Source organism: Nonomuraea roseoviolacea subsp. carminata (assembly GCF_024172185.1).
Lineage (GTDB): Bacteria > Actinomycetota > Actinomycetes > Streptosporangiales > Streptosporangiaceae > Nonomuraea > Nonomuraea roseoviolacea.
Window position 1 is genome coordinate 6,794,348 of the sequence record NZ_JAMZEC010000001.1, and the last position, 24,340, is coordinate 6,818,687.

Consider the following 24,340-nt stretch of genomic DNA (forward strand, 5'->3'; position numbering starts at 1 on the left):
GGCCGACACGCCGGAAGGGGCACCTCGTGATGATGGACGGAAAGCGGCAGGAGCGGACGGGCAGGCCGCCGCACGTCGTGGTGGTGGGCGGGGGGTTCGGCGGGCTCAGCGCCACCCGTGAGCTCGCCCGCGCCGGCGCCAGGGTCACGATCGTCGACCAGCACCCCTACACCACCTTCCAGCCGCTGCTTTACCAGGTGGCGACGGCCGCCATGGCCGCCGGCGACGTGACGTACCCCCTGCGCGCCTTCGCCGCGAGGTATCCCACCGTGCGCGTGCACGCCGCCGGCCTCGGCAAGCTGCTCCTCGACCAGAAGCAGGTCGAGCTGACCGACGGCGCCGTCCTCGACTACGACTACCTCGTCCTCGGCACCGGGGTCAGCACCAACTGGCTGTCCATCGAGGGCGCCGAGAAGAACGCGCTTCCCCTGTACTCCGTGCGCGACGCCAAGACCCTGCGCAGCCGCCTGCAGACCTGCCTGGAGGAGACCGCCCTGGGCAAGCGGCCCACCACCCACGTGGTGGTCGTCGGCGGCGGCGCCACCGGCGTCGAGATCGCCGGGTCCATGGCCGAGCTGCGCATGCGGACGATCCCGCTGACCTACCCCGAGATCAAGCCCGAGCAGACCAGCATCACCCTGGTCGAGCGGTTCGACTACGTGCTCGCGCCGTACAAGCCGCACCTGCGCGACGCCGCCGCCCGCGACCTGCGCGAGCGCGAGGTGCGGCTGCGCCTCGGCGCCACCGTCGCCTCCGTCGAGCCGGACGCCGTCGTCCTGTCCGACGGCACCCGCCTGCACAGCGACGTCACCGTCTGGGCGCTCGGCGTGACCGCGCCCAAGGAGATCGCCGACTGCGGCCTGCCCCAGGGCAAGGGCGGCCGGGTCGTCGTCACCGAACGGCTGAACCTGAGCGAGCACCCCGAGGTCTTCGTCGTCGGCGACCTCGCGCTGCCGCCGGAGCCGCTGCCGCAGCTCGCCCAGCCCGCCATCCAGATGGGCAAGCACGCCGGCCGGCAGATCGTCGCCGCGGCGACAGGGCGGCCCACCGTGCCGTTCCACTACCGCGACCCCGGGATCATGGCGATCGTCGGCCGCTGCGCGGCCGTCGTCCAGCTCCCCAACGGCTTCACCTTCCGGGGACTGCCCGCCTGGCTGGCCTGGATCTTCCTGCACGTCGCCTACCTGCTCGGCGGGCGCAACCGGACCAGCGTCCTGGTCAACTTCTTCTGGCGTTACTTCGGGCCGCGCAGGAGCCGCGCGTCGGTCGCGGAGTAGCCACGTCCCGGCGAACGAGGGGGTTCGCGTCATGCGCAAGGCCGACGGTGGGAGCGTGCTGTTCATCGGCAACGCGACCACCCTCATCCGGTACAACGGCTTCACCCTGCTCACCGACCCCAACTTCCTGCACCGGGGGCAGCGCGCCCACCTCGGCTACGGCCTCACCTCGCGTCGCCTCCTCGACCCGGCCCTGGAGGTGGAGGACCTGCCGCCGCTGGACGCGGTCGTCCTGTCGCACCTGCACGGCGACCACTGGGACCGGGTGGCGCGCGACGGCCTCGACAAGGCCACGCCCGTCATCACGACGACGCACGCCGCCCGGCGGCTCAGGAAGCAGGGCTTCGAGCGGGCCGTCGGCCTGAAGACCTGGCAGGAGCACCAGCTCCGCGACGGCACCGACGCGCTGACGGTGACCGCCGTGCCCGCCCGGCACGCCCCCGGCGCGGTCGAGGGGCTGCTGCCGCCGGTGATGGGCAGCGTGCTGGAGTTCCGCCGCGAGGGCCGCGTCGATCTGCGCCTGCACATCAGCGGCGACACCCTGATGGACCGCCGCCTGCACCAGATCCCGAGACGCTTCCCCGACCTGGACGTGGGCATCGTCCACCTGGGCGGCACCAAGCTGCTCGGCACGGTCATGGTCACCATGGACGGCCGCCAGGGGGCGGACTGGGTGGACCTCATCAGCCCCCGGCGGGTGCTGCCCGTCCACTACGACGACTACACGGTCTTCAGCTCGGGCCTGGACGACTTCCGTGAGCACATGGAGCGTTCCGGCCACGCCGACCGCGTCGTTTTCCTCGACCGCGGCGACACCTACACGCTGCCGGTCCGCCCACCGGCCCCCGCCCGCACCTGAGCCGGGCCTCCGGCTCCGCGCGCACGGTCGGGCGGTGGGCTCCGCGCGGCCGGTCAGCCGGTGGGCTCCGCGCGGCCGGTCAGCCGGCGGGCGGCAGGCGCAGCTCGGCGAGGACGCCGCGGTGGTCCGTGCCCGGGACGTCGAGGATCTCCGTGCGGCCCACCGCCGCGCGCCGGTCCACCAGGACGTGGTCGATCGTGATGAACGGCGGCACGGCACGGCCGTTCGGCCAGGTCGGTACCAGCCCCTCGCCGCTCTCCTCGGCCGCGTCCACGTAGCCCCGGGCGAGCAGGTCGCGGAAGGCGCGGTGGTCGAGGCTCGCGTTGAAGTCGCCGGCCAGCACGCGCGTCACCCGCGGCGAGGGCGGCGGCAGCGCCTCCAGGGAGGCGGTCCACTCCTCGGCGCGGCGGCCCAGCGGCGGGTGGGGGTGGACGGCGACCACCTGCGCGGTCGTCCCGCCCGGCAGGGTGATCGTCGCCGCGGGCATGTTGTGCCCGATGACGGTGAACAGGCCGGTCAGCTCGGTCAGCGGGTGCTTGCCGTACAGGCCGCTGCCGGCCGAGTCGCGCTCGGCCTGCAGCACCCGGTACGGCATGAGCGCGCCCAGACCGGCGGCGTCGAGCGCGGCGGCCTCCCGGTGGGTGAGCTCCAGCGCGCTGAACACGTCCGGGTCGTAGGCCCGGACGAGCCGCACCACCGCGGCGGCGTCCGCCCGGCCGAACAGGTTGACCGACAGGACCCGCAGCACCGGCCCCGGAGCCGCGGCGGCGGCCGGCGCCGCGGGCGGGATCGCCCGCGGGGCCACCGTCGCCGCCAGCGTCGCGCAGGACACGGCCGTGACCAGCGCCGCCCGCCGGTTCCGGAAGAGGAACAGCACCGTCAGCAGCGCCGTCACCACCACCGCGTACGGCGTCAGCGTCATGAGCTGGATGTCGAACGAGCCCTGCTCCACCCCCGCCAGCCGCTCCAGCGTCCACACGGCGAAACACCCGGCGACGATCCACGAGGGGCGGCGCCTCCCGCGGCGGGCCGGCTCCGGCTGGTCACCCGTCTTCGGCTGGTCACCCGGCTCCCGCCGGCGATCGGTCGTGATGCCCACCCTCGATGCCCGCCTTCACGCACGGTGACGTATCCGGGGCAGACCCTAGACGCGCACCGGCGGCCCCGGCCACCCCCGCCGCAGCCACCCGCGCCGGACCCGCGCCGACCTGCGCGGACACCGGAGCGCTTGCTGATAAAGCTCTCAGCCAGGGCGTGGCCGGGCGGCGGAGCCGGGCCGCGCCGCACGGGTTAGGGTGCTGGCATGCCTACCGCACTGATCACCGGCGCGACCGCCGGCATCGGCGCCGCCTTCGCCCGGCGGCTGGCCGCCGACGGCTTCGGCCTCGTCCTCGTGGCCCGTGACGAGCAGCGGCTCGGCGAGGCCGCCGACCGGCTCAAGCTCAGGTACGGCGTGAGCGTCGAGGTGCTGCCCGCCGACCTCGCCACCGACGAGGGGCTGGCCCGGGTCGAGTCGCGCCTGCGCGAGGACGACGGCCGCCAGGTCGACCTGCTGGTCAACAACGCCGGCTTCGGCCACCCAGGGGCCTTCCTGGACGTGCCGGTCGAGGACGAGCTGCGCATGCTCAAGGTCCACTGCGAGGCCGTGCTGCGGCTGACCCTGGCCGTCCTGCCCGGCATGCGGCGGCGCGGCCGGGGCGGGGTGATCAACGTGGCGTCCGTCGCCGCGTTCTTCACCCGCGGCACCTACAGCGCCTCCAAGGCGTGGGTGGTGAACTTCAGCGAGTCCACCGCGGTCGAGATCCGCGAGCCGAGGGTGCGGGTCATGGCGCTGTGCCCCGGGTTCGTGCGCACCGAGTTCCACGAGCGGGCGTCGATGGACATGTCGGGCGTTCCGGAGTTCCTGTGGCTCGACGCCGACGAGGTGGCGCGCGTGGCCATGCGGGATCTCGCGCTGGGCCGGCGGGTGTCGGTGCCCGACGCCCGGTACAAGGCGATCGTGGCCGTCGGCAAATTCGTGCCGCGCGGGCTGGCCGGCGCCGTGTCGGCCCGCCTGGGCCGCCGCTGATCCCGCGTACCGCCTCGACAGGCCGCCGCGCGTCTGTCTCCACAGGCCGCCGCGCAAAAGGATGGGCCCCCGCCGCGGGAGGGGGTCGCGGTGGGGGCCCGGCCGGTCACGAGCGCGGCTCGTGGCCGGCGCCTTGGGAGGTCAGCGGCCGGAGTGCGCCGGCCGGCGACCGCTGATCGATGTCGTCACAGGCCGCGGTTCTGCTCGTGGCCGATCGCCAGGCCGCTGGCCGGGTCGAAGAAGTGCAGGTTGTGCGTGTCCACGACCAGGTCGATGTTCTGGCCGGGGCGGACGTGGCTGCGGGCGTTGACGCGCGCGGTCCACAGCGACTTGTCGCCCACCAGCGGCAGCGCGGCCTCGTCGTCCTCGCCCTGGTCGGCGGCGGCGACGGTGTCCTTGTGCTCGACCGGCGGGGCGTCGATGAGGAACAGGACGTTGATCTCGGAGCCGAGCTCCTCCGTGACCTCGGCCTTGACGGGCAGCGTGGCCCAGCCGTTGGCGTGGTTGCCGGCCGCGTTCGCGTCCTCGAAGTCGGAGGGCCGGATGCCCAGGATGATCTTCTTGCCGATGAACTTGTCGAGGCCCGGCTTGTCGGTGAACGTCGACTCGGCGATCGGCAGCCTGATGTCGGCGAACGTGACGGCCGCGCCGCCGTCGCCGCGCACCAGCTCGGCGGTGACGAAGTTCATCGACGGCGAGCCCATGAAGCCGGCGACGAAGAGGTTGACCGGCTTGTCGAACAGGTTCTGCGGGGTGTCCACCTGCTGGAGCAGGCCGTCGCGCAGGACGCAGACGCGGTCGCCCAGGGTCATGGCCTCGACCTGGTCGTGCGTGACGTACACGGTGGTGACGCCGAGGCGCTCGTGCAGCGTGTTGAGGGAGGCGCGCATGGAGACGCGGAGCTTGGCGTCCAGGTTGGACAGCGGCTCGTCCATGAGGAACGCCTGCGGCTCGCGGACGATGGCGCGGCCCATGGCGACACGCTGGCGCTGACCACCGGACAGGGCGGCCGGCTTGCGCTTGAGGTACGTCTCGAGGCCGAGCATCTTGGCGGCCTCGTTCACCCGCTTCTGGATCTCCGGCTTGGGCATCTTGCGGAGCTTGAGGCCGAAGGCGAGGTTCTCCTCGACCGTCATGTGCGGGTAGAGGGCGTAGTTCTGGAAGACCATCGCGATGTCGCGGTCCTTCGGCGGCAGGTGGTTGACCACCTTGTCGCCGATGGCGATCTCGCCGCCGCTGATGTCCTCCAGGCCGGCGATCATCCGCAGCGCGGTCGACTTGCCACAGCCGGAGGGGCCTACCAGCACCATGAACTCGCCATCCTTGATCTCAAGGTTGAGCCCGTTCACGGCCTTCACGCCACCGGCGTAGACCTTGTCGACATTGGTCAGAACGATGGATGCCATGCCATTCCTTCGCGGTCCAGGGCGGTGGCCCGGATGTTGTGCGAGTGTCCACTCACATGGATACGTTTTCAAGCATCTCACCCGAAACGGACAGGGGTGTCAAGGGTTGCCGGGTGGGCGGCTTCTTCGGGAGGGGCGGGGTTCCGGTCCGGTGGAAACCATGATGGAATCGTTTCCATGGAGGCGAAGCGGGCGACCATCAAGGACGTCGCCGAGGCGGCGGGCGTGGGCGTGGCCACGGTGTCCCGGGTGCTGTCCGGGGGGTCGGCCAGCCCCGCCACCCGGGAGCGGGTGCTGGCCGTGGCGGCCCATCTCGACTACCGGCCGAGCGCGCTCGGCCGCAACCTGCGCCAGCGCCGCACGGGCGGCATCGGCCTGCTCGTCCCCGACCTGACCGACACCTTCTTCGGCCAGCTCGCCGAGGGCGTGCTGGCCTGCGCCAGGTCCGCGGGGGAGCCCGTGGTGCTCGGCTCCACCGGCGACGACCCCGAGCAGGAGGCCGAGCTGGTGGGCATGCTGCTGGAGCAGAGCGTGGACCGGGTGATCGCCGTCCCGTCGGGCGGCGCCGACACCTGGGAGCCCGCGGCGCGGGCCGGCATGACGGTCGTCTTCGCCGACCGGCTGCCCGCCGAGCGGCCCGGCGACGCCCCGTCCGGCCCCATGTCGGGGTCGGCGTCGGGCTCCACGGCCGACCTCATGCTGCTCGACGGCGTCCCGCCGCCCCCGCCCGCCGCGCCGGCCCCGCCCACCGGCGTGCCCGCCGTCCTGGCCGACGACCGGGCCGGCATCCGCACGGCGGTGCGCTACCTGCGCGGCCTCGGCCACCGGCGCATCGCGTTCCTCGGCGGCCCCGGACACGACCGGCGCGTGGCCGCGTTCCGTGAGGCGGTCGGTTCGCCGGTGGACGAGGAGCTCGTCGTGTTCGCCACGGGCAGCCGCGATTCGGCCTACGCCGCCGCCTCGGGCCTGTTCCAGAGCCGTCCCGACCTGACGGCCGTGCTGGCGGGCGGCAACGTGCTGGGGGAGGCCGCCGTCCTGGCCGCCCGCGAGCTGGACCTGCGGGTGCCCCGCGACGTGTCGCTGGTCATGTACGACGACGTGCCGTGGGCGGAGCTGTGCTCGCCCCCGCTCACGGTGATCGCCCAGCCGGGGCGCGACATCGGCTACCGGGCGTGCGAGCTGGTGCTGCGCGCCTCGGGCCGCCGCCCGCGCACGGTCGTCCTGCCCACGGAGCTCATCGTCCGGGGGAGCTGCGGCCCGCTCCGCTGAGACCGCGTGTCGCCGGAGCCCTCGCCCGCCTCCATGCCCGCGCGGCGCGGAACCGCCGCACGGACCGCGTCATACCTGAGAGCTACCCGCAAGTGGGCTCCGCGGAGGGACGATGACCACAAAGGGTGATCCCTAGCGTCGGTGCCGGAACGATCTCCGGCTCGGAAGGACCGACAGTCATGGCATCCCCGCCCCTGGGACTCCACCCGCGTCCGTCACGGCGAAGCGACCCGCCGGCGACGGCGGAAGCGGCCGACCGGCCGGGTCGCGTCGGGACGGGCCGGTCCCCTGCCCGCACGGCTATCACCCACCGGCCGCCGCGGCGGGCGCGGCGGCCGCGGTGGTCGGGGCGGGCGGGGCAGCCGCGGTGGGCGCGCCTGCGCCGGACGCTGCTGGCCGGGCTCGTCGCCGGGGCGCTGGCCGTCCCGGTGTCCGGCGCGGCCCGCCCGGGAGCGGTCCCGGCGCCGGCCCCCGCCACCGTGTGGCCGCTGCGCTCCGCGGCGCCCGCCGCCCTCGCGGAGCGCTACGCCGCGACCCGCGCGGACATCCTGGCGGCCGGACGGGCGGCGGAACGCGCCGGTCACCGCCGGCGGGCCGGGGCCCTGCGCGCGATGGCCGCCCCGGACCGGCGGTTCCTGTCCTTCGACGGGCGGGACGGCGGTCGCACGGTGGAGGTCTTCGGCGACCTGTCCAGGGCGGAGCGGATCGCCGTGCTGGTGCCCGGGTCCGACACCGGTCTGGACACGTACGCGAGACTGCTGGCCGGCGCGACCCGGCTGCGGGCGGCGCTCGACGGCAGGGTGGCGCTGCTCGCGTGGCTGGGCTACCGGACGCCGGCCACGCTGAGCGCCGAGGTGCTGACCGCGGCGCGCGCCGCCGAGGGCGCGCGCGCCCTGCGCGGGTTCGTGCGCACGCTGCGCCGCCTCAGGCCCGACGCCGGGATCGCGCTGCTGTGCCACTCCTACGGGTCGGTGGTGTGCGGGCGGGCCGCGCCGGGCCTGGAGGTGACCGACATCGTCCTGTACGGCAGCGCCGGCGTGGGCGCCGACTCGGTCGCGGCCCTGCGCACCCGCGCCACCGTCTGGGCCGGGCGCGCGGGCGGCGACTGGGTGGCCGCCGTGCCGCACACGCGGATCGTCCTGCCGTTCGCCACGCTCGGCTTCGGGGCCGACCCGGTCGCGCCGGAGTTCGGCGCGCGGCCCTTCGCGGCGGGCGACGGCGGGCACAGCGACTACCTGAAGGCGGGGACGATCTCCCTCGCCAACCTCGCGGCGATCGCGTCGGGCGGGGCTCCGGTGGAGGCGGGCGGACATGCGTGAGGCGGGTGCCCGTCGCCCGGCGGGACGGATCGAGGGCCTGGCGGGGCGGGGCGAGCGCCGGGGAGGTCGGATCGAGGGCCTGGCGGGGCGGGGCGAGCGCCGGGGAGGTCGGTTCAAGGGCCTGGCGGGGCGGATCGAGGACCTGGTCGGGCGGATCGAGGCGGGTACTCCCGACGGGCGCGACCGGGCGCTGGACGGGCTGCGCGCGCTGGCGATCGCGGGAGTGGTCCTCGGGCACTGGCTCGTCACCGCCCTCGTCCTGGACAGCGGCGCGCTGCGCGGCGCGAGCCCGCTGGCGTACCAGCCCGAGCTGGCCCCCGTCTCCTGGACCCTGCAGACCCTGGCGGTGTTCTTCTGGGTGGGCGGCAGGACCGCGGCGCGCGGGTACGCCGCCGCGCGGGCCGGGGGAGTGGGCTACGGGTCGTGGGTGCGCGGCCGGCTGGCCCGGCTGGCCCGCCCGGTCGTGCCCGTGCTGGCCGTGTGGAGCGTCGTGGCGGTGGCCATGCTCGCCCTGGGCGCCGGGCAGCAGACCGTGTACGCGCTGTTCAGGCTGGTGCTCTCCCCGATGTGGTTCCTGCTGGTCTACGCCGCGCTGACGGCCGCCACCCCGCTCGCCGCCCGCACGCATCCCGGGTGGCCGCTGGCCGTCGTCGCGCTGGCCGATCTCGTCCGGTACGGGCTCGACGGCCCCGCCTGGGCCGGCTGGATCAACCTGCCGGCGGGCTGGCTGGTGCCGTACTGCCTGGGCGCCGCCCGCGTCTGGGACGGCCCGCGCGCCCGCGCGGCCGGGTGGTGGCTGCTGGCCGGGGGCGCGGCGCTGACGGCCGGGCTCGTGCTGTGGGCGGGGTACCCGGCCGCGATGGTCGGCGTGCCGGGCGCCGCCGTCTCCAACCTGTCGCCGCCCACGCTGGCCGCCGTCGCCTTCGGCCTGGCGCAGTGCGGGGCCGCCCGGCTGCTGCACGACCCGCTGCGACGGGCGCTGCGGCGACCCGCCGCCTGGGCCGTGGTGGCGCTGGTGAACCTGGCGGCGATGACGCTGTTCCTCTGGCACCAGACCGCCATGATGGCGGTGACGGCGCTCGGCCTGCTCGCCGGACGGCCTCTGCCCGGCCTGCACACGGTCCCCGCGGACGCGGGCTGGCTGCTGGCCCGGCTGGCCTGGCTGCCCGCCTTCGCGGTGGTGCTGCTGGTGTGCCTGGCGGCCTTCCACGCGTACGAACGAGGCTCTTCCGGGACGGTCGATCGCCAGGGCTCCTCGTCGGCGGCCCGCCGGCTGGGCTCCTCGGCGCGCCCCGGAACCGATCCCGCCGATCGGCCCGCGCGCGCCGGAACCGGTCTGGACGGCCGGTCCACGCGCGCCGGAACCGGTCTGGACGGCCGGTCCGCGCGTGACGGAGCGCGCATGGACAGTGGGTCCGCGCGTGCCGGAAGCGGCCTCGGTCACGGGGAGGCGGTCGGGAATGTCTAGGGTAGGCGTGGTGATCGGGAGGGTGGCATGGGCGTGAGCCGGGTGGCGGATCTGGCGCGCACCCTGCGCGCGGACCTCTGGACGACCGCCGCCGACCCGCTGCCGCGCAGGGCGGGGTCGCGGCTGCTGGCGCGGCTGCCGCACACGCTGGTGGTGGTCTACGCGGTCCTGCTCGCCCTCACCGGCCGGGCGTACCCCGCATACCCGGTCTTCGCCGTGCTGGCCTGGGTCCACGCGGCGGTGCTCGTCGTGGCGATGTTCCGTCCGCTGCCGGCGTGGTGGGCGTCCCTGGCCGTCATGATCGTCGGTTCGTCGCCCACCGATCCGAACCTGGACCTGCCGGCCGACCCGGCCTCGATGATCGACGTGGCGGACGTGCCGGTGTACCTCGACGGCGTGATCCGGCTCTCCTGGTCCTGGACCGGAACCGGGATGGCCCTGGAGGCCGGGGTGCTGTTCCTGGTCGCGCTCAGGGTGCGGCCACGTGTGGCGGCCGAGACGCTGACGATCACCGCCCTGGTGGCGGCGGTCTACGTGGTGACCTGGAACCTGCACCCGAGCTCCGGCGACGCGGTGAACTCCATGGCGTTCTTCCTGATCGCGACCGTGACGGGCGCCGCGTTACGCGGCCGCCGCGTGGCCCGGGCCCGCCTGGTCGAGCAGCAGGAGCTGACCGCCGACGAGCGCGCGCGCCGCACCGTCCTGGAGACCCGCAACCGGATCGCCCGCGAGCTGCACGACGTGGTCGCCCACCACATGTCGGTGATCTCCATCCAGGCGCAGGTGGCGCCCCACCTGGTCGAGAACCCGCCCCCGGAGCTGACGGAGAACCTGGCGGGCATCCGCGAGAACGCCGTCGAGGCGCTGACCGAGCTGCGGCGGATCCTCGGGGTGCTGCGTTCGGAGGACGCCGAGGCCGACGGCCTGCGCCACAGCCCGCAGCCCACCCTCGACCGGCTGGAGGAGCTGATCGGCAACGTACGCGGGGCCGGGCTGGCCGTCACCGTCGAGACCGCCGGCGAGCCCCGGCCGCTGTCGCCCGGCGTGGAGCTGTCGGCGTTCCGCATCATCCAGGAGGCGCTCAGCAACGTGCTGCGGCACGCGCCCGGGGCGCGGGTGCGGGTGGGGATCGGCTACCTGCCCGCCGCCCTGGCGATCCGGGTGGCCAACACCGCGCCCGAACGCCCCCCTCCACCCGCGAACGGACCCGGGCACGGGCTGCTGGGCATGCGCGAGCGCACGGCCATGCTGGGCGGCGAGCTGGTCGCGGGCCCGGCCCCCGGCGGCGGCTTCGAGGTGACGGCCATCCTCCCCGCCGCCCCGGCCCCGCCGCCTCCCCGGCAGCCCGGCCCCCTTCCCGATCCTCTTCCCGAGCGCCTTCCCGACCCCCGCGAGGACCCCGCCCCATGACGACCCCCATCCGCGTGGTGATCGCCGACGACCAGATGATGGTGCGCCAGGGCTTCACGGTGCTGCTCGGCGCCGAGCCCGGCATCGAGGTCGTCGGCCAGGCCGTGAACGGTCTGGAGGCCGTCGCCGTCACGGAGGAGCTGGCCCCGGACGTCGTCCTCATGGACATCCGGATGCCCGAGCTCGGCGGCATCGAGGCGACCCGCCGCATCACCCGGCTGGCCGGCGTCAGTGCCAAGGTCCTCGTCCTGACCACGTTCGACCTGGACGAGTACGTGTACGAGGCGCTGCGCGCGGGCGCGTCCGGGTTCCTGTTGAAGGACGCCTCGGCGGCCGAGCTGGCGCACGCGGTGCGGGTGGTGGCGGCGGGTGAGGCCCTGCTGGCGCCGAACATCACCAAGCGGCTCATCGCGGAGTTCTCCCGCATCGCCGGCGCGCCCCGCGTCCCGCTCAAGGAGCGGGTGGGCGACCTGACGGAGCGCGAGACCGAGGTTCTGGCCCTGATCGCCCAGGGGTTGTCGAACGCGGAGATCGCCGCGCGCCTGGTGGTGGCCGAGCAGACCGTGAAGACCCATGTGAGCCGGATCCTGGTCAAGCTGGGCCTGCGCGACCGCACCCAGGCGGCGGTCTTCGCCTACGAGGTCGGCCTCGTCCGCCCGTCCGGCTACTGAGCCTCGTCCGGGGAGACGTCGAACAGGGCGGCGTGGCGGTCGACCATCATGTCGCGCCCCTTGAGCTCGGCGACCATCTCGGGGGTCGCGATGCCGCCGTCGCCGAAGAAGCCCGAGCCGCCCTCCGGCCCGAGCGGCACCGCGATGAGCGGCCCGAGCCTGGCGTACTCCAGCGGCTCGCCCTCGCCGGTGATCAGCGCGCGGATGTTCCCGGCGACCACCTCGGCCTGGCGACCGGCGGCCGCGGCCACGTCGCGGTCGGCGTTCGCGATGTCCCCGAGGGCGAAGACGCGCGTCTCGCCCTCCACCCGCATCCTCGGGTCGACGCGGACGTAACCGCGCTCGTCCCGCACCCCGGCCAGCGACCCGCCGTCGAGGTACTCGGTGTGCAGCTCCACGCCGAACGTGCGGTACCAGATGTCGGCGGCGATCTCGTCGCCCTCCGTCGTCGTCACGCGGATGGCCCCGCGCGTGGCGGGCGGGGCGCCGGGCAGCTCGCGCAGCTTGACGCCGAGCCGCAGCTCGACGCCCAGCTCGGCGAGCTGGCGGCGTAGCTCGTCGCGCAGCTCCTGGACGAACGGGCCGGCCAGGACGTCGTCGGCGACGTCGGTGACGACCACGTGCTTGTCCGGGGCGAACGCCTTGATCTCACCGGCCAGCTCCAGCCCGGCCGGCCCCGCGCCCACGATGAGCACCCGCCCGGCGCGGGCCAGCTCCTCGTGCGCCGCCCGGTGGCGCGCCTTGGCGGCGTCGAGGCCGGGCTCGTCGTTCTTGGCGGGGAAGGGGTAGGAGGAGCCGGTGGCGAGGACGAGGTAGTCGGGTTCGAGGACGCCGCCGGACTCCAGTTCGACCCGCCGCCCGTCCACGCGTACGGCGCGGTCACGGACGAACCGGCCGTGGACGAGCAGGCGGTCGTACGGCAGGTAGATGCGGTCCACCAGGTCGGGCTGCACCAGTGTGCGCAGCGCGGCGACGTTGTGCACGAACCCCTCGGTGGGGTCCACGAGGGTGACGTCGGCGACCTCGTCGAGCGTCTTGGCGACGCTGACGCCCCCGTACCCGCCCCCGAGGACGACGACGGACGGCCGGCCGGTGGATGTGGTCTCGGTCATGGCGAATCCAGCCTTTGCGGATCGGTGTGAGTGAGCGAAAACAGAGCCGCTACTAATTTCTTAGTGACAAGCTACACGCTAGCTCCTACTGAACGCGACAGGGAGCCCCTCGTCTTGCCGGCCGGATGAGCGGCGGCGTCCAGGAGGGGCGTGCGCGCCCGGATGGTCACCGTCCGCCGGGCGGGCCCGTGCGCTAGCGTGGGAGCATGGCGGCAACCCCCAACCGAAGCCACGGCGTGACGCCCGAGGCGTGCGTACGCGGCGACGCCGCGCTGGCCCGCGCGTTCGTGTTCCTGGGGAAGCGCTGGAACGCCGTCATCCTGGGCGCGCTGAGCGAGGGCCCGGCCGGCTTCCGCGAGCTGTCGCGCTTCATCGGCGGGATCTCCGACTCCGTGCTGTCCGACCGTCTCGCCGACCTGGCCGCCGCGGGCCTCATCACGCGGCGGGTCGAGGAGGGTCCGCCGGTCGCGGTGTCGTACGCGCTGACCGAGCGCGGCGAGGCGCTGATGCCGGCGCTCGCCCAGATCTCGGCCTGGGCCCAGGAGCACCTGCTCGCCGGCGACTGCTAGCGGGGCGGGCATCTCCCGCTAACGGGCGGCCTGCCGCGGCCTGCCCTGCCCTGCCCGGCCTGGCCTGGACCGACCCTGGCTCCGACCGGCGCCGGCAGTCGGAGCGACGGCAAGATCAGAGCAGGCGCCGGCCGATATCAGTCCGCTTCCGAAGTCTGCGCGAGCTCGGCCAGGTGACGCAGCGAGTCGGACAGATGCTCGGGGCCGAACGGCGGGAACCGGATGTACTCCCGGATGGACGGCGGCACCGCCGACCAGTCGTAGCTCAGCGTGACCTCGGTCTCGGACGGACCGAGCGGCGCGAGGTCGTACCGCCAGAGCCAGCCCCCGAGCACGAGCTGCCCGTCCTCCTTCTCCTCTCCCGTCAGCCAGCCGATGACGCGCGGCGCGTCGAGCATCTGGACCTGGTTGGCGACCCGGTAGGCACCGGACGGATGGTTGGCGTGATACATGTCCATCCGGAACACCTGCCCCACCTCGGTCAGCGGAGCCTGGTCGACAGCCTTCCGAACCCAGCCGGTGCCGTCGATCGACGCATGGGTCGTCGGATCCGCCAGCACCGCGAACACCTCCTCGGCGGACGCGGCGACAGTCAGGGTGGCACTCACATTCTCCTGGTCCATGGTGTGCACGCTCCTCGTCATCTCATCCCGGGTTTCCCGCAGGCGCGGAAGGGATGCTTTGCCACCATGGAGACGACGCGGCGAGGTGAAACTCATCGGTCGCGTCACTCCAGGACCGTGGTGTCTCAGCCGAGGTCTGGCATCGCCGCCCGTTCGATGATCACGATCGGGATCTGCCTTGACGTCTCCCGCTGGTAGCCGATGTAGCGCGGCCAGATCCCCGTCATCGTCTCCCACAGGCGGTCTCGCTCGTCCTCGGCCGCCGGGCGGGCCACCGCGTCGAACACCTCGGCCCCGACCTGCACCCTGACCTGTGGCTGAGCGAGCAGATTGTGGTACCAGAGCGGGTGGTCCGCGGCGCCGCCGTTGGAGGCGACCACGAGGTAGCGGTCGCCGTCGCGCCCGTAGATCAGGGCGGTGCGCCGGGGAAGTCCTGAGCGGCGGCCGATCGTGGTGATCAGCAGGGTGGGGGCGCCGTGGAAGAGGTGACCGCGGGTGCCGCCGGACTCGGCGTAGCTCTTGACGTGCCTGGCCACCCACGTGGTGGGGCTGTCGATCGGCTCCTGGCTCATCGGGCCGCTCCGCCCACGCGGCGGTCGGCCCACGCGCGTGCCTGGGCGAACCAGTGGGGCGCGGTGCGGTGGCCGTTGAGCACGTGCCCGGCGCCGGGGATCACGACGGTTTCCAGCTTGGCGCGGGGACCGTAGAAGGGGGCCTCCTGGGCGTGCAGCGCGGCGGAGGAGGAACGGGCTCCGGCCAGCAGCTTGTCGTGCTCGCCGTTGACGATCAGTACGGGGTCCTGGATGCGCTTGTTGATCGAGGGCGGGGTGTAGGAGTCGCCGGGCGGGAAGACGTCCGTCGTCTTGGCGGCCTCGTCGGCGGCGATGACCTTGGGGTCGGCGTTGGGCCGGTGGTAGAACCAGTCGGCCCGCAGACCGGGCCGGGTGGTGAGGTAGCCGTCGTCGAGCCCGCGCCCGGCGAAGGCGGGGTCGTCGGTGGCACGGTGGATCCCCGCGCCCATCCGCGCGATGGCGGCCTCGTCCGGCACGCTCGACTCGCCGGTCAGGATGACGCCGTCCACCTCCGCCGGATGTGCGGCGGCCACGGTGCGGGCGAGCGTCGAGCCCAGCGAGTGGCCGACCAGCACGACCTTGGCGAACCGGCCGCCGCCCAGACGGCCCTCGCGCAACTGCCGGATGAGCTGGCGGATGACGATCTGGTGGGTGTCCTGCCGGAAGCGGGCGCTCGGCGGGTATGAGCTCGCCCCGGTACCGAGACGGTCGATGGCCAGCGTGGCGTACCCCGCGGCGGTCATCGTCTCCACGTAGGAGGGCTGCTGCCGGTCGCCGCGCATCCGCCAGTAGGCCTGGCCGTAGAAGCCGCCGGGGATGAGCAGGTGAACGGTGGCGGCGTGGCCGCGCGGCAGGCACAGGGTGCCGGCGACGCGCTGGTCGGCGGGGCCGCCGGCGGTCATCGCCACCTTGGCGCTGACGGCCCGGCAGGCGGGGGCGGCGTTCGCCGCCACCGGGATCATCGATGTGGCGGGGATCGAGACGAGCGTCAGAAGTACCGCTGTCGTGATGCGCATGAGGCTCCTTCGTCATAACCAAATTTGGCTAACCAAATTTGGGTATCGAACTATGGCTGATCCACACCCGCACCGTCAAACCGGTCTCCGGCCGATCAGGCCGGTCCCTCGCCCCGTTCCAGCCGCCCGATCAGGTCCCGCACCCACGCCGCCTCATCCGCCGCCTGCGCCGCACGCAGGGCGAACAACTCCGCCACGTTCCTTGGGCGCTTTCCCTCCTGGGCCGTGGCCACGATCTGCGCCCGCTCGCCCTCCAGAGCGCGCACCCGCTCCTTGAGCAGCGCGATCACCTCCTCCTCGGGCAGCGCGGGAAGCAGCACCAAGGCCGCGTTGAGCAGTTCCGGACGCCGATCGGGCACCCTCAGGGCGCTTCTGAGCAGCCCGAGGAACTCCGCCTCGCCCTTCTCGTTGATGGCGTAATCGACGCGGCCCGGCCATTCGTGCACCTCGCTGGTGTCCAGAAGACCTTCCTTGGCCAGCTGACGCAGCGCGTGGTAGATCGAGCCCGACCTGAGCCCCGCCCATCGCCCGGCCTCCCATGACTCCAGTTCGGAGCCCACCAGATAGCCGTGTGCCTGACCGTGCAGCCGCACCACGCCAAGGACCAGCAGTCGCGTCGCCGACATCGTCTCCCTCACTCGCCGGGGCCGGCACCCGCCGAAGCCCCGCCGAAACAGGCTAGCCGCCGTGTCCGTGGAGTCGCCCGCGTCATTCCCGCAGCAGGCGAACAGGACGCGCGCTCCAGGTCGAGGTCGGGGGAGCGCCTTCCGGGCCGAGGTAGGTTGTCGGATCCCGCCTGTCTTTGATCTTGTGGGCGCGAAGGTGGCCGCACAACGTGGACAATCGGAGCATGGGAGACCCAGTCGAGATCGTGGATCATGACCCGGCGTGGCAGACGGAGTTCGGCGCGATCGGGACAGCGTTGCGCGGGGCGCTCGGTGACGTCGCATTGCGGGTGGATCACGTGGGCTCGACGTCGGTCCCCGGCCTGGCCGCCAAGCCGGTCATCGACATCCAAATCTCGGTACGCTCGCTGGAGCCGCTGGCGGTCTACAAGGCGCCGCTGGACCGACTCGGCCTGGTGTATCGAGCGAACAACCCGGAGTTGACCAAGCGATACTTCCGGGAGGCGCCAGGCAGCCGCCGTACCCATATTCACGTGCGTGAGCTCGGCAGCTTCTCCCAGCAACTGCCCCTGCTGTTCCGCGACTACCTGCGCGCCCACCCCGCCGCCGCAGCCGAGTTCGCGCAGGCGAAGCGACGATGCGCGAACCAGTTCCGCAACGACCGGCAACAATACGTCTCTGCCAAGGATCTCTTCGTCTGGGACATCCTGCGGCGCGCCGACACATGGGCTCAGAAAATCGGCTGGCGGCCAGGCCCGAGTGACGCCTGACGCGGCCGACAACAAGACCTGAACGACTCCGCTCGAAAGCGTCCGGACCAGGTGTCGTGCCGCAGGCCAAGAGCTGTCCCACCGCCGACTTCGTCCGGAAGTACCTCCCCCGGTGCGGCGTATGACCTCGGATACCACGTCGTGTGGTGCCCGAAGTACCGCCGCCCGGTCCTCGGCGGGCGGGTGAAAACCCGCCTGGAGGAGCTGATCCACGCCAAGGCCGACGAGCACGACGGGGAGATCGTGGCGCTTGAGGTGATGCCCGACCACGTGCAGTTGTTCGTCAAGCCGCATCCGAAGAACTCGCCGTCGTATGTGGCCAACCAGTTCAAGGGCTTCACCTCCCACCGCCTGCGCGCCGAACTCGCGCACCTGCGTTCTCAGCTGCCCACGCTGTGGTCGCGGTCCTCCGTCGTGGCCACGGTCGGCGCCGTGTCCGCTGGGACGGTGCAGCGCTACATCGAGACGCAGTATGACAGGCCGCCCAAGGGCGGTGGCCGTGCGTAGGTCCTGCAAGTTCCTCATGCGCCCGACGCGCCACCAGGTGATCGCCCTGACCGCGTGCCTGGACGACCACCGCGCCCTGTACAACGCCGCCCTCGAAGAGCGCCGCGAAGCGTACAAGCGGACGAAGATCTCTATCCGGTACGGTGACCAGTCCGCCCAGCTCAAAGAAATCCGCGCTTGCATCCCGGACCAAGCCCGCTGGTCGTTCTCCTCCCAGCAGGCCACGCTCCGGCGTCTGGACAAGGCGTTCCGCGCGTTCTTCGACCGCGTCAAAGCGGCCCGCACGCCCGGATACCCACCGTTTCAAGAGCCGGGGCTGGTTCGACACCGTCGAGTGGCCAAAGGACGGTGACGGCTGCCGGTGGGACTCCCAGCCCGGCCACCCGGCCGCCACGTTCGTGCGCCTGCAAGGCGTCGGGCATGTCCGCGTTCACCAGCATCGGCCGGTGCGGGGCCGGGTGAAGACGATCAGCGTGAAGCGGGAAGGCTCCCGCTGGTACGTGGTCCTGTCCTGCGACGACGTCCCGGCCGAGACGTTGCCCGCCACCGGAGCGGTCGCCGGAATCGACATGGGCGTGGCGTCGTTCCTGACCACCTCGGACGGCGCGCAGGTCGGCAACCCGCGCCACCTGGCCGCTTCCGCTGACCGGCTCGCCACCGCCCAGCGGGACCTCGCACGTAAGAAGCGCGGCTCGAAACGCAGGCGCAAGGCCGTCGCCCGCGTGGCCGCGCTGCACGGCAAGGTCCGTCGTCAACGACTGGACGGCGCGCACAAGGCAGCGCTGGCGCTGGTGCAGGACTACGACGTGATCGCGCACGAGGACCTGCGGATCGCGAACATGACCAAGGCCCCGGCGCCGAAGCCTGACCCCGACCAGTCGGGCGCATTCCTGCCCAACCGCGCGGCGGCCAAGGCCGGGCTGAACAAGAGCATCCTCGACGCGGGTTGGGGGGTGTTCCTGACGATCCTCGCGCACAAGGCTGAAAGCGCCGGTCGAGAGCTGATCGCTGTGAACCCCGCCAACACCTCCCGCACGTGCGCCCGCTGCGGGCACTACGCAAAGGAGAACCGCGTCACCCAAGCCGAGTTCCGATGTACGGCGTGCCGCCACGAGGCGCACGCCGACGTGAACGCGGCGATCAATATCCTCAGGGCAGGGCTTGCCCTTCGCGACGCCGCAGCGGCCTAGCGAGAAGCCGCCCCCTTCAGGGGGCGGAGGAGTCACGGGTGCAGTGTATGGCCCTCCCTCCCGGGGGCCGCTGTGCGCGCTTTTCTGTCCGTGCTCGTCTGGCGTCGAGGCGGGCAAGGCGCGGGGGGTGCGGGGGGCCGGAGGCCACCCGCTCGGGGTTCGGGGCGGAGCCCGATCAGAGCTGCCCGAGGCACTACGCGCGTAGCGCGCCCCCCGCAGGACCTTGCCTTGGAGCTGATGCGCGCCCTTGACGTTCTTGCCCGCTGTTTTTCCTTGAGCAGTCGTCCTTGGGGGGCGTTTTACAGGGCTTTTTCGATGGCGGACACGATCGCCGGGTCCTCCGGAGTGGTCCGGGGGCGGAAGCGCGCCAGCACCTCGCCCTCCCGCGAGACCAGGAACTTCTCGAAGTTCCACTGGACGTCCCCGGCCTCGCCGTCCGCGTCCGGCGTCTCGGTGAGGGTGGCGTAGAGCGGGTGCCGGTCCGGGCCGTTGACGTCGGCCTTCTCCAGCAGCGGGAAGTCCACGCCGTACGTCGTCGAGCAGAACTCCTGGATCTCCTCCGCCGAGCCCGGCTCCTGGCCCATGAACTGGTTGCAGGGCATGCCGACGACGCTGAAGCCGCGCGGTCCGTACCGCTGGTGGAGCTCGACGAGGCCGGCGTACTGCGGGGTGAGGCCGCACTTGGAGGCGACGTTCACGATCAGGAGGGTCTGCCCGCCGGCGAGCTCGCCGAGGGTCGTGGAGGAGCCCGCGAGCGTGCGGACCGGGATGTCGCGAAGGGTCATGATCCGACCCTATAGACCTCCTTCCGCGATCAGCTCCGGAGGCGGCGTTCCGGATCTCCAAACGTGATCGCCGGAAAGTGTGACGAGCCTCACATTTCACTACAAAAGCCCTGATAAGCGGCATATTACGCTCTTTGCACGTGATCTACACAGACATGGACAACTAGCGATAAAGGGTGCAATTCGGGCATGGTGGCGCTTCCCCGACCCCCGTTCGAAAGGGACCCCCACCCATGCCCATGCTTCGCCGTGCCGGAATCCTGATCCTCTCCGCCGCCCTCGTGACCTCCGGTGGAGCCACGGCCGCGCAGGCGCAGACCGCCCAGGCGGCCAGCAAGCACAACAAGGCCATCGCCAAGCACCTGGCCGCCAAGCGCGGCTGGACCAAGAACGGCCAGTTCAAGTGCCTCGTCAAGCTCTGGCACCGCGAGAGCGGCTGGAACCACCGCGCCCAGAACAGCTCGTCCGGCGCGTACGGCATCCCGCAGGCGCTGCCCGGCAGCAAGATGGCCACCAAGGGCAGCGACTGGCGCACCAACCCCAAGACCCAGATCAAGTGGGGCCTGTCCTACATCAAGCAGCGCTACGGCTCGCCGTGCGGCGCCTGGGCGCACTCCCAGTCCACCGGCTGGTACTGATCCGCGCGGCTCTCGGGCGCACCCGTTTCCCGTAAAGGTGGCGCGATCCCGGCGCCGGGCCGCGTCACGCGGAGCCAGCGAGACGGTGATCAGTCGTGAAGGATCGCGTAAACACCTGTCCGTGGCGTGTCGCTGTCCGTGACCGATGATTACGGAGCGTAATAGAAACCCGCTAGAGGAACGTCGCGGAGCCCTCCGGGCCGCCCAGCACGACCGGGCGGTCACAGGAACCCGGAGCGGCCGCGCGGACCATCCTCGTCCGAGCCACGGACGCGGACCGTCAGGGCGGCCGGCCGACCGGTCCGCCTGTCCGCACGCGACCCGACAGCAAGGATCGCATTGGACAGCAAACGCGCTCTTCGCAGCGCTCTGGCCGCGACGGCAGCCGTCGTCGCACTCGGCGCCACGGCCGCGGCGGCCAAAGCCGACTCGCGTCCGGTGGACGCCAAGGCCGGCTCGCGTCCGGGAGCCCTCCGGCGCGAGGCCGGCGGCCCTCCGGTGGTCCACGAGGGCGTCTGGCACGCTCCGGTCATCCGGATGGGCACGTGGAGCCCGTCCGTCCGACCCCGGCTCGCCACCGTGCTCACGAACGGCCGCCGCGCCGCCGACCTGCGGCCCAAGCGCAGGAACAAGGTGATCGCCCTGGACCAGGTGGTCCGCAGATCCTGGTCCTACCAGGAGTTCCGGTGCCTGGACAGCCTGTGGACCCGGGAGAGCAACTGGGACCATCGCGCCTACAACAGCAACTCCGGCGCGTACGGCATCCCGCAGGCCCTGCCCGGAGGCAAGATGAGCGGGGCCGGCGCCGACTGGCGCTCCAACCCGGCGACGCAGATCCGCTGGGGACTCGCCTACATCAAGGGCAGGTACGGGCGCCCGTGCGGCGCCTGGGGACACTTCCAGTCGCACAACTGGTATTGACGCTCGCACGAGCGGCAGTGACGGCAGCCGTTCAGGGGAAGGGACGGCTGCCCCGCCCGGAGGGCGCCCGGTGTCAGCGGGCGTCCTCCTCGCGTATCCGTCCCAGGTCTCAGTGCGTGCCCTCCTTGCGCGCGTGGAGCACGGTGATCGCCTGGATGAGCAGTTCGACCCCGAACTCGAACTCGGCGTCGTGGTCGCACGCGCCGAGCAGCGGCGCGAGGGCGCTCACCTCGGGGAACAGGGCCGGATCGACGGCCTCGGCCCCGGCCAGGTGCCGGTGGTGGACCGGCGCGAACGTCGGCGTCACCCCCACCTCCCGCAGCAGCGAGCCGACGATGAAGGCGATGAACAGCCGCACCATCCGCACCGCGTCGGGCCCGTCGAACCCGGCGCTGCGCAGGGTGGCCAGGGCCCGCTCGACCGGCAGCAGCCCGGCGGCGGAGGAGAGCTGGCGGCTGACCACGAGCATGGTGCAGCGCGGATAGTGGTGCGCGATCTGCCGGAAGGCGCGCGCCTGGCTCCGCACCCGGTCGGTCCAGTCGGCGTCGGGGTCGTCGGTGAACTCGATCTCGCTGAGCACGGCCTCGGCCACGCCGTTGAGCAGCGCGTCCTTGTTGGGCACGTGGTTGTAGAGGGACATCACGCCGACGCCGAGCTCGGCCGCGATGCGCCGCATGGACACCGCGTCGGCGCCCTCCCGCTCGATCAGGTCGATCGCGGCGGTGACGATGCGCGCCCTGGACAGGGGCTCCGTGGTCATAGCTCATTCTATTGACGGACGTACGGTGTACGTGCCAGCCTCGAAAGGGTACGTACGGTGTACGTCTCCCCCCTGGAGGTCCGATGTCGACGCACGATCTCTACACAGTCCCTCCCGAGCTGCGCACCTGGAGCCTGGACATGTCCGGGCAGAGCCGGTTCACCTGGGAGTACGACGACGGCCGGGACCGGATGCTCGCCCTGTACCAGAAGGGCAAGGACAAGCAGTGGGACTCCACCAAGCGCATCGACTGGGACCTGGAGGTCGACCCGTACGACGTGCTCGGCGTCCCCGACGAGACGCTCGCCATCCACGGCACCCCGCTGTGGGAGCGGATGGACGAGGCGCAGCGCCGCGAGGTGCGCCGGCACAGCGCCGCCTGGCAGTTCTCCCAGTTCCTGCACGGCGAGCAGGGCGCCATGATCTGCTCGGCGAAGATCGTCGAGAGCGTCCCCGACCTGGACTCCAAGTTCTACGCCGCCACCCAGACCATGGACGAGGCCCGCCACGCCGAGACCTACGCCCGTTTCCTCCAGGAGAAGGTCGGCCTGGCCTACCCGATCAACGAGCACCTCAAGGCGCTGCTGGACAGCACGCTGACCGACTCCCGCTGGGACATGCCCTACCTCGGCATGCAGGTGCTCATCGAGGGGCTCGCCCTGGCCGCGTTCGGCGTGATGCGCGACTTCACCACCAAGCCGCTGCCCAAGCAGATCCTCGCGTACGTCATGCAGGACGAGGCGCGGCACGTCGCCTTCGGCCGGATGGCGCTGCGCGACTACTACCGCGACCTGTCCGAGAGCGAGCTGCGCGAGCGCGAGGACTTCGTCATCGAGGGCTGCTACCTCATGCGGGACCGGCTGCGCGGCCGGGAGACCTGGGAGTACATGGGCCTGTCCAAGACGGAGGTCGACGAGGCCATGGAGGCCACCGACCGGTCGGAGTACCTGCGGGTCTTCCGCTCGCTGCTGTTCAGCCGCATCGTGCCGTGCGTGAAGGACATCGGGCTGTGGAGTCCCAGGCTCCAGCAGGCGTACGCGGACATGGGCGTGCTCGACATGGCCGGCCAGTCCTTGGAGGCCCTCATGAAGCAGGACGAGGACATCGCCGAACGGCTCGACGAGCAGCGCTTCGCCGAGGAGGAGGCCGAGCGGCACGCCGAGGTCGCCGAGACCATCGCCCTCGGCGACCCGGCCTCCTGACGGCCGCCCGTGGAAGCGCCCGGGAGGGCCCCGCGCTCAGGCGGGGCCCGGGTCGTCCTCCGCCACCCGGGCGATCAGCTCCTCCACCTGGGCGTTCAGCCTGGCCCCCCGCGACCACCCCGCGTAGTGGGTCACGAACACCACCACCTCACGCAGCTCGCCCTCCGACAGCAGCTTCGCGCGCAGGGCGGCGTCGAGCTGGATCTCGGCCTGGTCGTCGATGCCCTGCCCGACCAGCAGGCCGAGCAGCAGCAGGCGGCGGTCCCTCATCGACAGCACGTCGCGGGCCCACAGGTCGCTGAACTGACGCTCAGCCGTCATGCCGTAGGAGTCCACGGTCTCGATCACCGGTTCCTTCATGAGAGTGCTCCCCAGTCGGAGGGATCCTCATATCTTTCGTCACTTCCTGAGAGGAACCAATGGGGGGTTGCACGAACGTTGTACGGCGGTGACCGTGGAGGGTGACGCCCTGACTGGGACATTGCCTGGTCTGTAACAACTGGAGCCAAGGTCCGGCCAAGATTTGGTCAAGATTTCTCACCGTACATCCGGCTCACTGGGCTCGAAAACGGGCACAACAACGGCGTCGGTCCGTAAAGCGGAGGTACCCCCCGGTGAGAACGGCACGGGCCAGGGTCGCGCTCATGGCCGCGGCCCTCATGTTGCTGTCCGCTTGCGGGCAGCCCGAGTACACCTACGTGCGCGACCGGGACGGCACCACCTACTTCAAGGTGCCCTCCTCGTTCGCCCAGCTCAACGCACGCCCCATCGACCTGTACCTGAGCGGGACGCAGCCCGGCTCCCTCGCCGAGGCCGAGCGCGCGCGGCGCGTCTGGTCGGTCGCCTTCGACCAGTCGGCCGAGCCGGACGTCACCCACCTGCTCGGCTCCGCCGACCCCTTCCTCTACGCCACCGTCCACCAGCTCACCGACGAGCAGCGCGACTCCGTCTCCCTCGACCAGTTACGCGACTTCCTCTTCCCGGTGACCGAACGGGTGCGCCAGCTTTACGAGGCGCGGGCGGCCGCCTCCGGCCGGCAGCCGCTGTTCAGCGGCTTCGAGGAGATCAGCGACCAGGTCCTCACCCTGGACCGGGGCGCCAGAGGCGTCAGGGTGCGCTTCAACTACCGGATCGGGACGGAGATCCAGACCTTCGACCACACCGCCATCCTCGATGAGCAGGGCGACACCGTCTCGGTCATGCTCATCGGCTGCCAGGCGATCTGCTTCCGGGCCCGCACCGCGGAGTTCGACAAGATCGCCGCTTCGTTCCGACTGCTCCGGCTGCCCGGTTAGAGGGGGC

At 72.3% G+C, this 24,340-nt stretch carries 25 protein-coding genes and 2 pseudogenes; 17 read left to right on the forward strand and 10 right to left on the reverse strand.

Annotated features, from left to right (window positions below; all coding sequences use genetic code 11):
- Positions 1-29: 29 nt before the first annotated feature.
- Positions 30-1,277 carry an NAD(P)/FAD-dependent oxidoreductase gene (locus HD595_RS31400; RefSeq protein WP_253781385.1) on the forward strand — a complete coding sequence of 416 codons (1,248 nt, stop codon included), beginning with the start codon at positions 30-32 and terminating at the stop codon, positions 1,275-1,277.
- 31 nt (positions 1,278-1,308) lie between these two features.
- On the forward strand, positions 1,309-2,136 hold the full coding sequence (locus tag HD595_RS31405) for an MBL fold metallo-hydrolase (RefSeq protein WP_253775305.1): 828 nt from the start codon (positions 1,309-1,311) through the stop codon (positions 2,134-2,136).
- A gap of 79 nt (positions 2,137-2,215) precedes the next feature.
- Here the strand turns inward: HD595_RS31405 and HD595_RS31410 are convergent, their stop codons facing one another.
- The gene (locus HD595_RS31410) at positions 2,216-3,235 is read right to left on the reverse strand and encodes an endonuclease/exonuclease/phosphatase family protein (RefSeq protein WP_253775307.1); all 1,020 of its coding nucleotides are present in this window, start codon (positions 3,233-3,235) and stop codon (positions 2,216-2,218) included.
- 204 nt (positions 3,236-3,439) lie between these two features.
- On the opposite strand from HD595_RS31410, the gene HD595_RS31415 reads away from it, so the two are divergent.
- Positions 3,440-4,204: an SDR family NAD(P)-dependent oxidoreductase gene (locus HD595_RS31415; RefSeq protein ID WP_253775309.1), complete on the forward strand. Its 765-nt coding sequence runs from the start codon at positions 3,440-3,442 to the stop codon at positions 4,202-4,204.
- 185 nt (positions 4,205-4,389) lie between these two features.
- Here HD595_RS31415 and HD595_RS31420 read toward each other — a convergent pair whose 3' ends face one another.
- The gene (locus tag HD595_RS31420; protein WP_253775311.1) at positions 4,390-5,610 is read right to left on the reverse strand and encodes an ABC transporter ATP-binding protein; all 1,221 of its coding nucleotides are present in this window, start codon (positions 5,608-5,610) and stop codon (positions 4,390-4,392) included.
- Positions 5,611-5,787: 177 nt separating this feature from the next.
- Between HD595_RS31420 and HD595_RS31425 the strand changes: the two genes are divergently transcribed.
- From HD595_RS31425 to HD595_RS31445, 5 genes are all read left to right on the forward strand, one after another.
- Positions 5,788-6,879, forward strand: a complete 1,092-nt coding sequence (locus HD595_RS31425; protein WP_253775313.1) for a LacI family DNA-binding transcriptional regulator — start codon at positions 5,788-5,790, stop codon at positions 6,877-6,879.
- A gap of 179 nt (positions 6,880-7,058) precedes the next feature.
- Positions 7,059-8,198 carry an alpha/beta hydrolase gene (locus tag HD595_RS31430; RefSeq protein WP_253775315.1) on the forward strand — a complete coding sequence of 380 codons (1,140 nt, stop codon included), beginning with the start codon at positions 7,059-7,061 and terminating at the stop codon, positions 8,196-8,198.
- Complete coding sequence (locus tag HD595_RS31435; RefSeq protein WP_253775317.1) at positions 8,191-9,666, forward strand: acyltransferase family protein; 1,476 nt, start codon at positions 8,191-8,193, stop codon at positions 9,664-9,666. Before HD595_RS31430 ends, HD595_RS31435 begins: the two co-directional genes overlap by 8 nt.
- Positions 9,667-9,693: 27 nt before the next feature.
- Positions 9,694-11,076, forward strand: coding sequence for a sensor histidine kinase (locus tag HD595_RS31440; RefSeq protein ID WP_253775319.1), 1,383 nt, complete (start codon positions 9,694-9,696; stop codon positions 11,074-11,076).
- Entirely contained in the window at positions 11,073-11,747 is a 675-nt protein-coding gene (locus tag HD595_RS31445; protein ID WP_253775321.1) for a response regulator, read from the forward strand. The genes HD595_RS31440 and HD595_RS31445 overlap by 4 nt, the downstream gene beginning before the upstream one ends.
- On the opposite strand, the gene HD595_RS31450 is transcribed toward HD595_RS31445, so the two are convergent.
- Positions 11,741-12,859, reverse strand: coding sequence for an NAD(P)/FAD-dependent oxidoreductase (locus tag HD595_RS31450; protein WP_253775323.1), 1,119 nt, complete (start codon positions 12,857-12,859; stop codon positions 11,741-11,743). The genes HD595_RS31445 and HD595_RS31450 overlap by 7 nt on opposite strands.
- 206 nt (positions 12,860-13,065) lie before the next feature.
- Here HD595_RS31450 and HD595_RS31455 point away from each other — a divergent pair, with 206 nt between their 5' ends.
- A complete protein-coding gene (locus HD595_RS31455; protein WP_253775325.1) occupies positions 13,066-13,428 on the forward strand; it encodes a winged helix-turn-helix transcriptional regulator in 363 nt (120 codons plus the stop codon).
- A 137-nt stretch (positions 13,429-13,565) separates the two neighbouring features.
- On the opposite strand, the gene HD595_RS31460 is transcribed toward HD595_RS31455, so the two are convergent.
- The 4 genes from HD595_RS31460 to HD595_RS31475 form a co-directional block, all read right to left on the reverse strand.
- A complete protein-coding gene (locus HD595_RS31460) occupies positions 13,566-14,060 on the reverse strand; it encodes an SRPBCC family protein (RefSeq protein WP_253775327.1) in 495 nt (164 codons plus the stop codon).
- A 116-nt stretch (positions 14,061-14,176) separates the two neighbouring features.
- A complete protein-coding gene (locus HD595_RS31465; protein WP_253775329.1) occupies positions 14,177-14,623 on the reverse strand; it encodes a nitroreductase family deazaflavin-dependent oxidoreductase in 447 nt (148 codons plus the stop codon).
- Positions 14,620-15,639: an alpha/beta hydrolase gene (locus tag HD595_RS31470; RefSeq protein WP_253775331.1), complete on the reverse strand. Its 1,020-nt coding sequence runs from the start codon at positions 15,637-15,639 to the stop codon at positions 14,620-14,622. Before HD595_RS31470 ends, HD595_RS31465 begins: the two co-directional genes overlap by 4 nt.
- Before the next feature lie 95 nt (positions 15,640-15,734).
- On the reverse strand, positions 15,735-16,265 hold the full coding sequence (locus HD595_RS31475; protein ID WP_253775333.1) for a PadR family transcriptional regulator: 531 nt from the start codon (positions 16,263-16,265) through the stop codon (positions 15,735-15,737).
- 224 nt (positions 16,266-16,489) lie between these two features.
- Between HD595_RS31475 and HD595_RS31480 the strand changes: the two genes are divergently transcribed.
- The 4 genes and pseudogenes from HD595_RS31480 to HD595_RS31495 form a co-directional block, all read left to right on the forward strand.
- On the forward strand, positions 16,490-17,035 hold the full coding sequence (locus HD595_RS31480; RefSeq protein WP_253775335.1) for a GrpB family protein: 546 nt from the start codon (positions 16,490-16,492) through the stop codon (positions 17,033-17,035).
- Positions 17,036-17,086: 51 nt separating this feature from the next.
- Positions 17,087-17,542 carry an IS200/IS605 family transposase gene (tnpA, locus tag HD595_RS31485; protein ID WP_308211278.1) on the forward strand — a complete coding sequence of 152 codons (456 nt, stop codon included), beginning with the start codon at positions 17,087-17,089 and terminating at the stop codon, positions 17,540-17,542.
- A 37-nt stretch (positions 17,543-17,579) separates the two neighbouring features.
- Positions 17,580-17,894 (forward strand): hypothetical protein, encoded by a 315-nt coding sequence (locus HD595_RS31490; RefSeq protein WP_253775339.1) that lies wholly within the window; start codon positions 17,580-17,582, stop codon positions 17,892-17,894.
- A 1-nt stretch (position 17,895) separates the two neighbouring features.
- Positions 17,896-18,732: pseudogene (locus HD595_RS31495) on the forward strand (RNA-guided endonuclease InsQ/TnpB family protein); the annotation flags it as partial.
- A gap of 299 nt (positions 18,733-19,031) precedes the next feature.
- Here the strand turns inward: HD595_RS31495 and HD595_RS31500 are convergent.
- On the reverse strand, positions 19,032-19,517 hold the full coding sequence (locus HD595_RS31500; RefSeq protein WP_253775341.1) for a glutathione peroxidase: 486 nt from the start codon (positions 19,515-19,517) through the stop codon (positions 19,032-19,034).
- A 341-nt stretch (positions 19,518-19,858) separates the two neighbouring features.
- Between HD595_RS31500 and HD595_RS31505 the strand changes: the two are divergent.
- Together HD595_RS31505 and HD595_RS31510 are read left to right on the forward strand one after the other, a co-directional pair.
- A pseudogene (locus tag HD595_RS31505) lies at positions 19,859-20,155 on the forward strand (aggregation-promoting factor C-terminal-like domain-containing protein); the annotation flags it as partial.
- Positions 20,156-20,494: 339 nt separating this feature from the next.
- Positions 20,495-21,076, forward strand: coding sequence for an aggregation-promoting factor C-terminal-like domain-containing protein (locus HD595_RS31510; RefSeq protein ID WP_253775343.1), 582 nt, complete (start codon positions 20,495-20,497; stop codon positions 21,074-21,076).
- 109 nt (positions 21,077-21,185) lie between these two features.
- On the opposite strand, the gene HD595_RS31515 is transcribed toward HD595_RS31510, so the two are convergent.
- The gene (locus tag HD595_RS31515) at positions 21,186-21,836 is read right to left on the reverse strand and encodes a TetR/AcrR family transcriptional regulator (protein ID WP_253775345.1); all 651 of its coding nucleotides are present in this window, start codon (positions 21,834-21,836) and stop codon (positions 21,186-21,188) included.
- A gap of 83 nt (positions 21,837-21,919) precedes the next feature.
- On the opposite strand from HD595_RS31515, the gene HD595_RS31520 reads away from it, so the two are divergent.
- Positions 21,920-23,038, forward strand: coding sequence for a ferritin-like domain-containing protein (locus HD595_RS31520; protein WP_253775347.1), 1,119 nt, complete (start codon positions 21,920-21,922; stop codon positions 23,036-23,038).
- Between the two features lie 36 nt (positions 23,039-23,074).
- Here the strand turns inward: HD595_RS31520 and HD595_RS31525 are convergent, their stop codons facing one another.
- Positions 23,075-23,398 (reverse strand): carboxymuconolactone decarboxylase family protein, encoded by a 324-nt coding sequence (locus HD595_RS31525; RefSeq protein WP_253775349.1) that lies wholly within the window; start codon positions 23,396-23,398, stop codon positions 23,075-23,077.
- A 254-nt stretch (positions 23,399-23,652) separates the two neighbouring features.
- Here HD595_RS31525 and HD595_RS31530 point away from each other — a divergent pair, with 254 nt between their 5' ends.
- On the forward strand, positions 23,653-24,333 hold the full coding sequence (locus HD595_RS31530) for a hypothetical protein (RefSeq protein ID WP_253775351.1): 681 nt from the start codon (positions 23,653-23,655) through the stop codon (positions 24,331-24,333).
- Positions 24,334-24,340 lie beyond the last annotated feature (7 nt).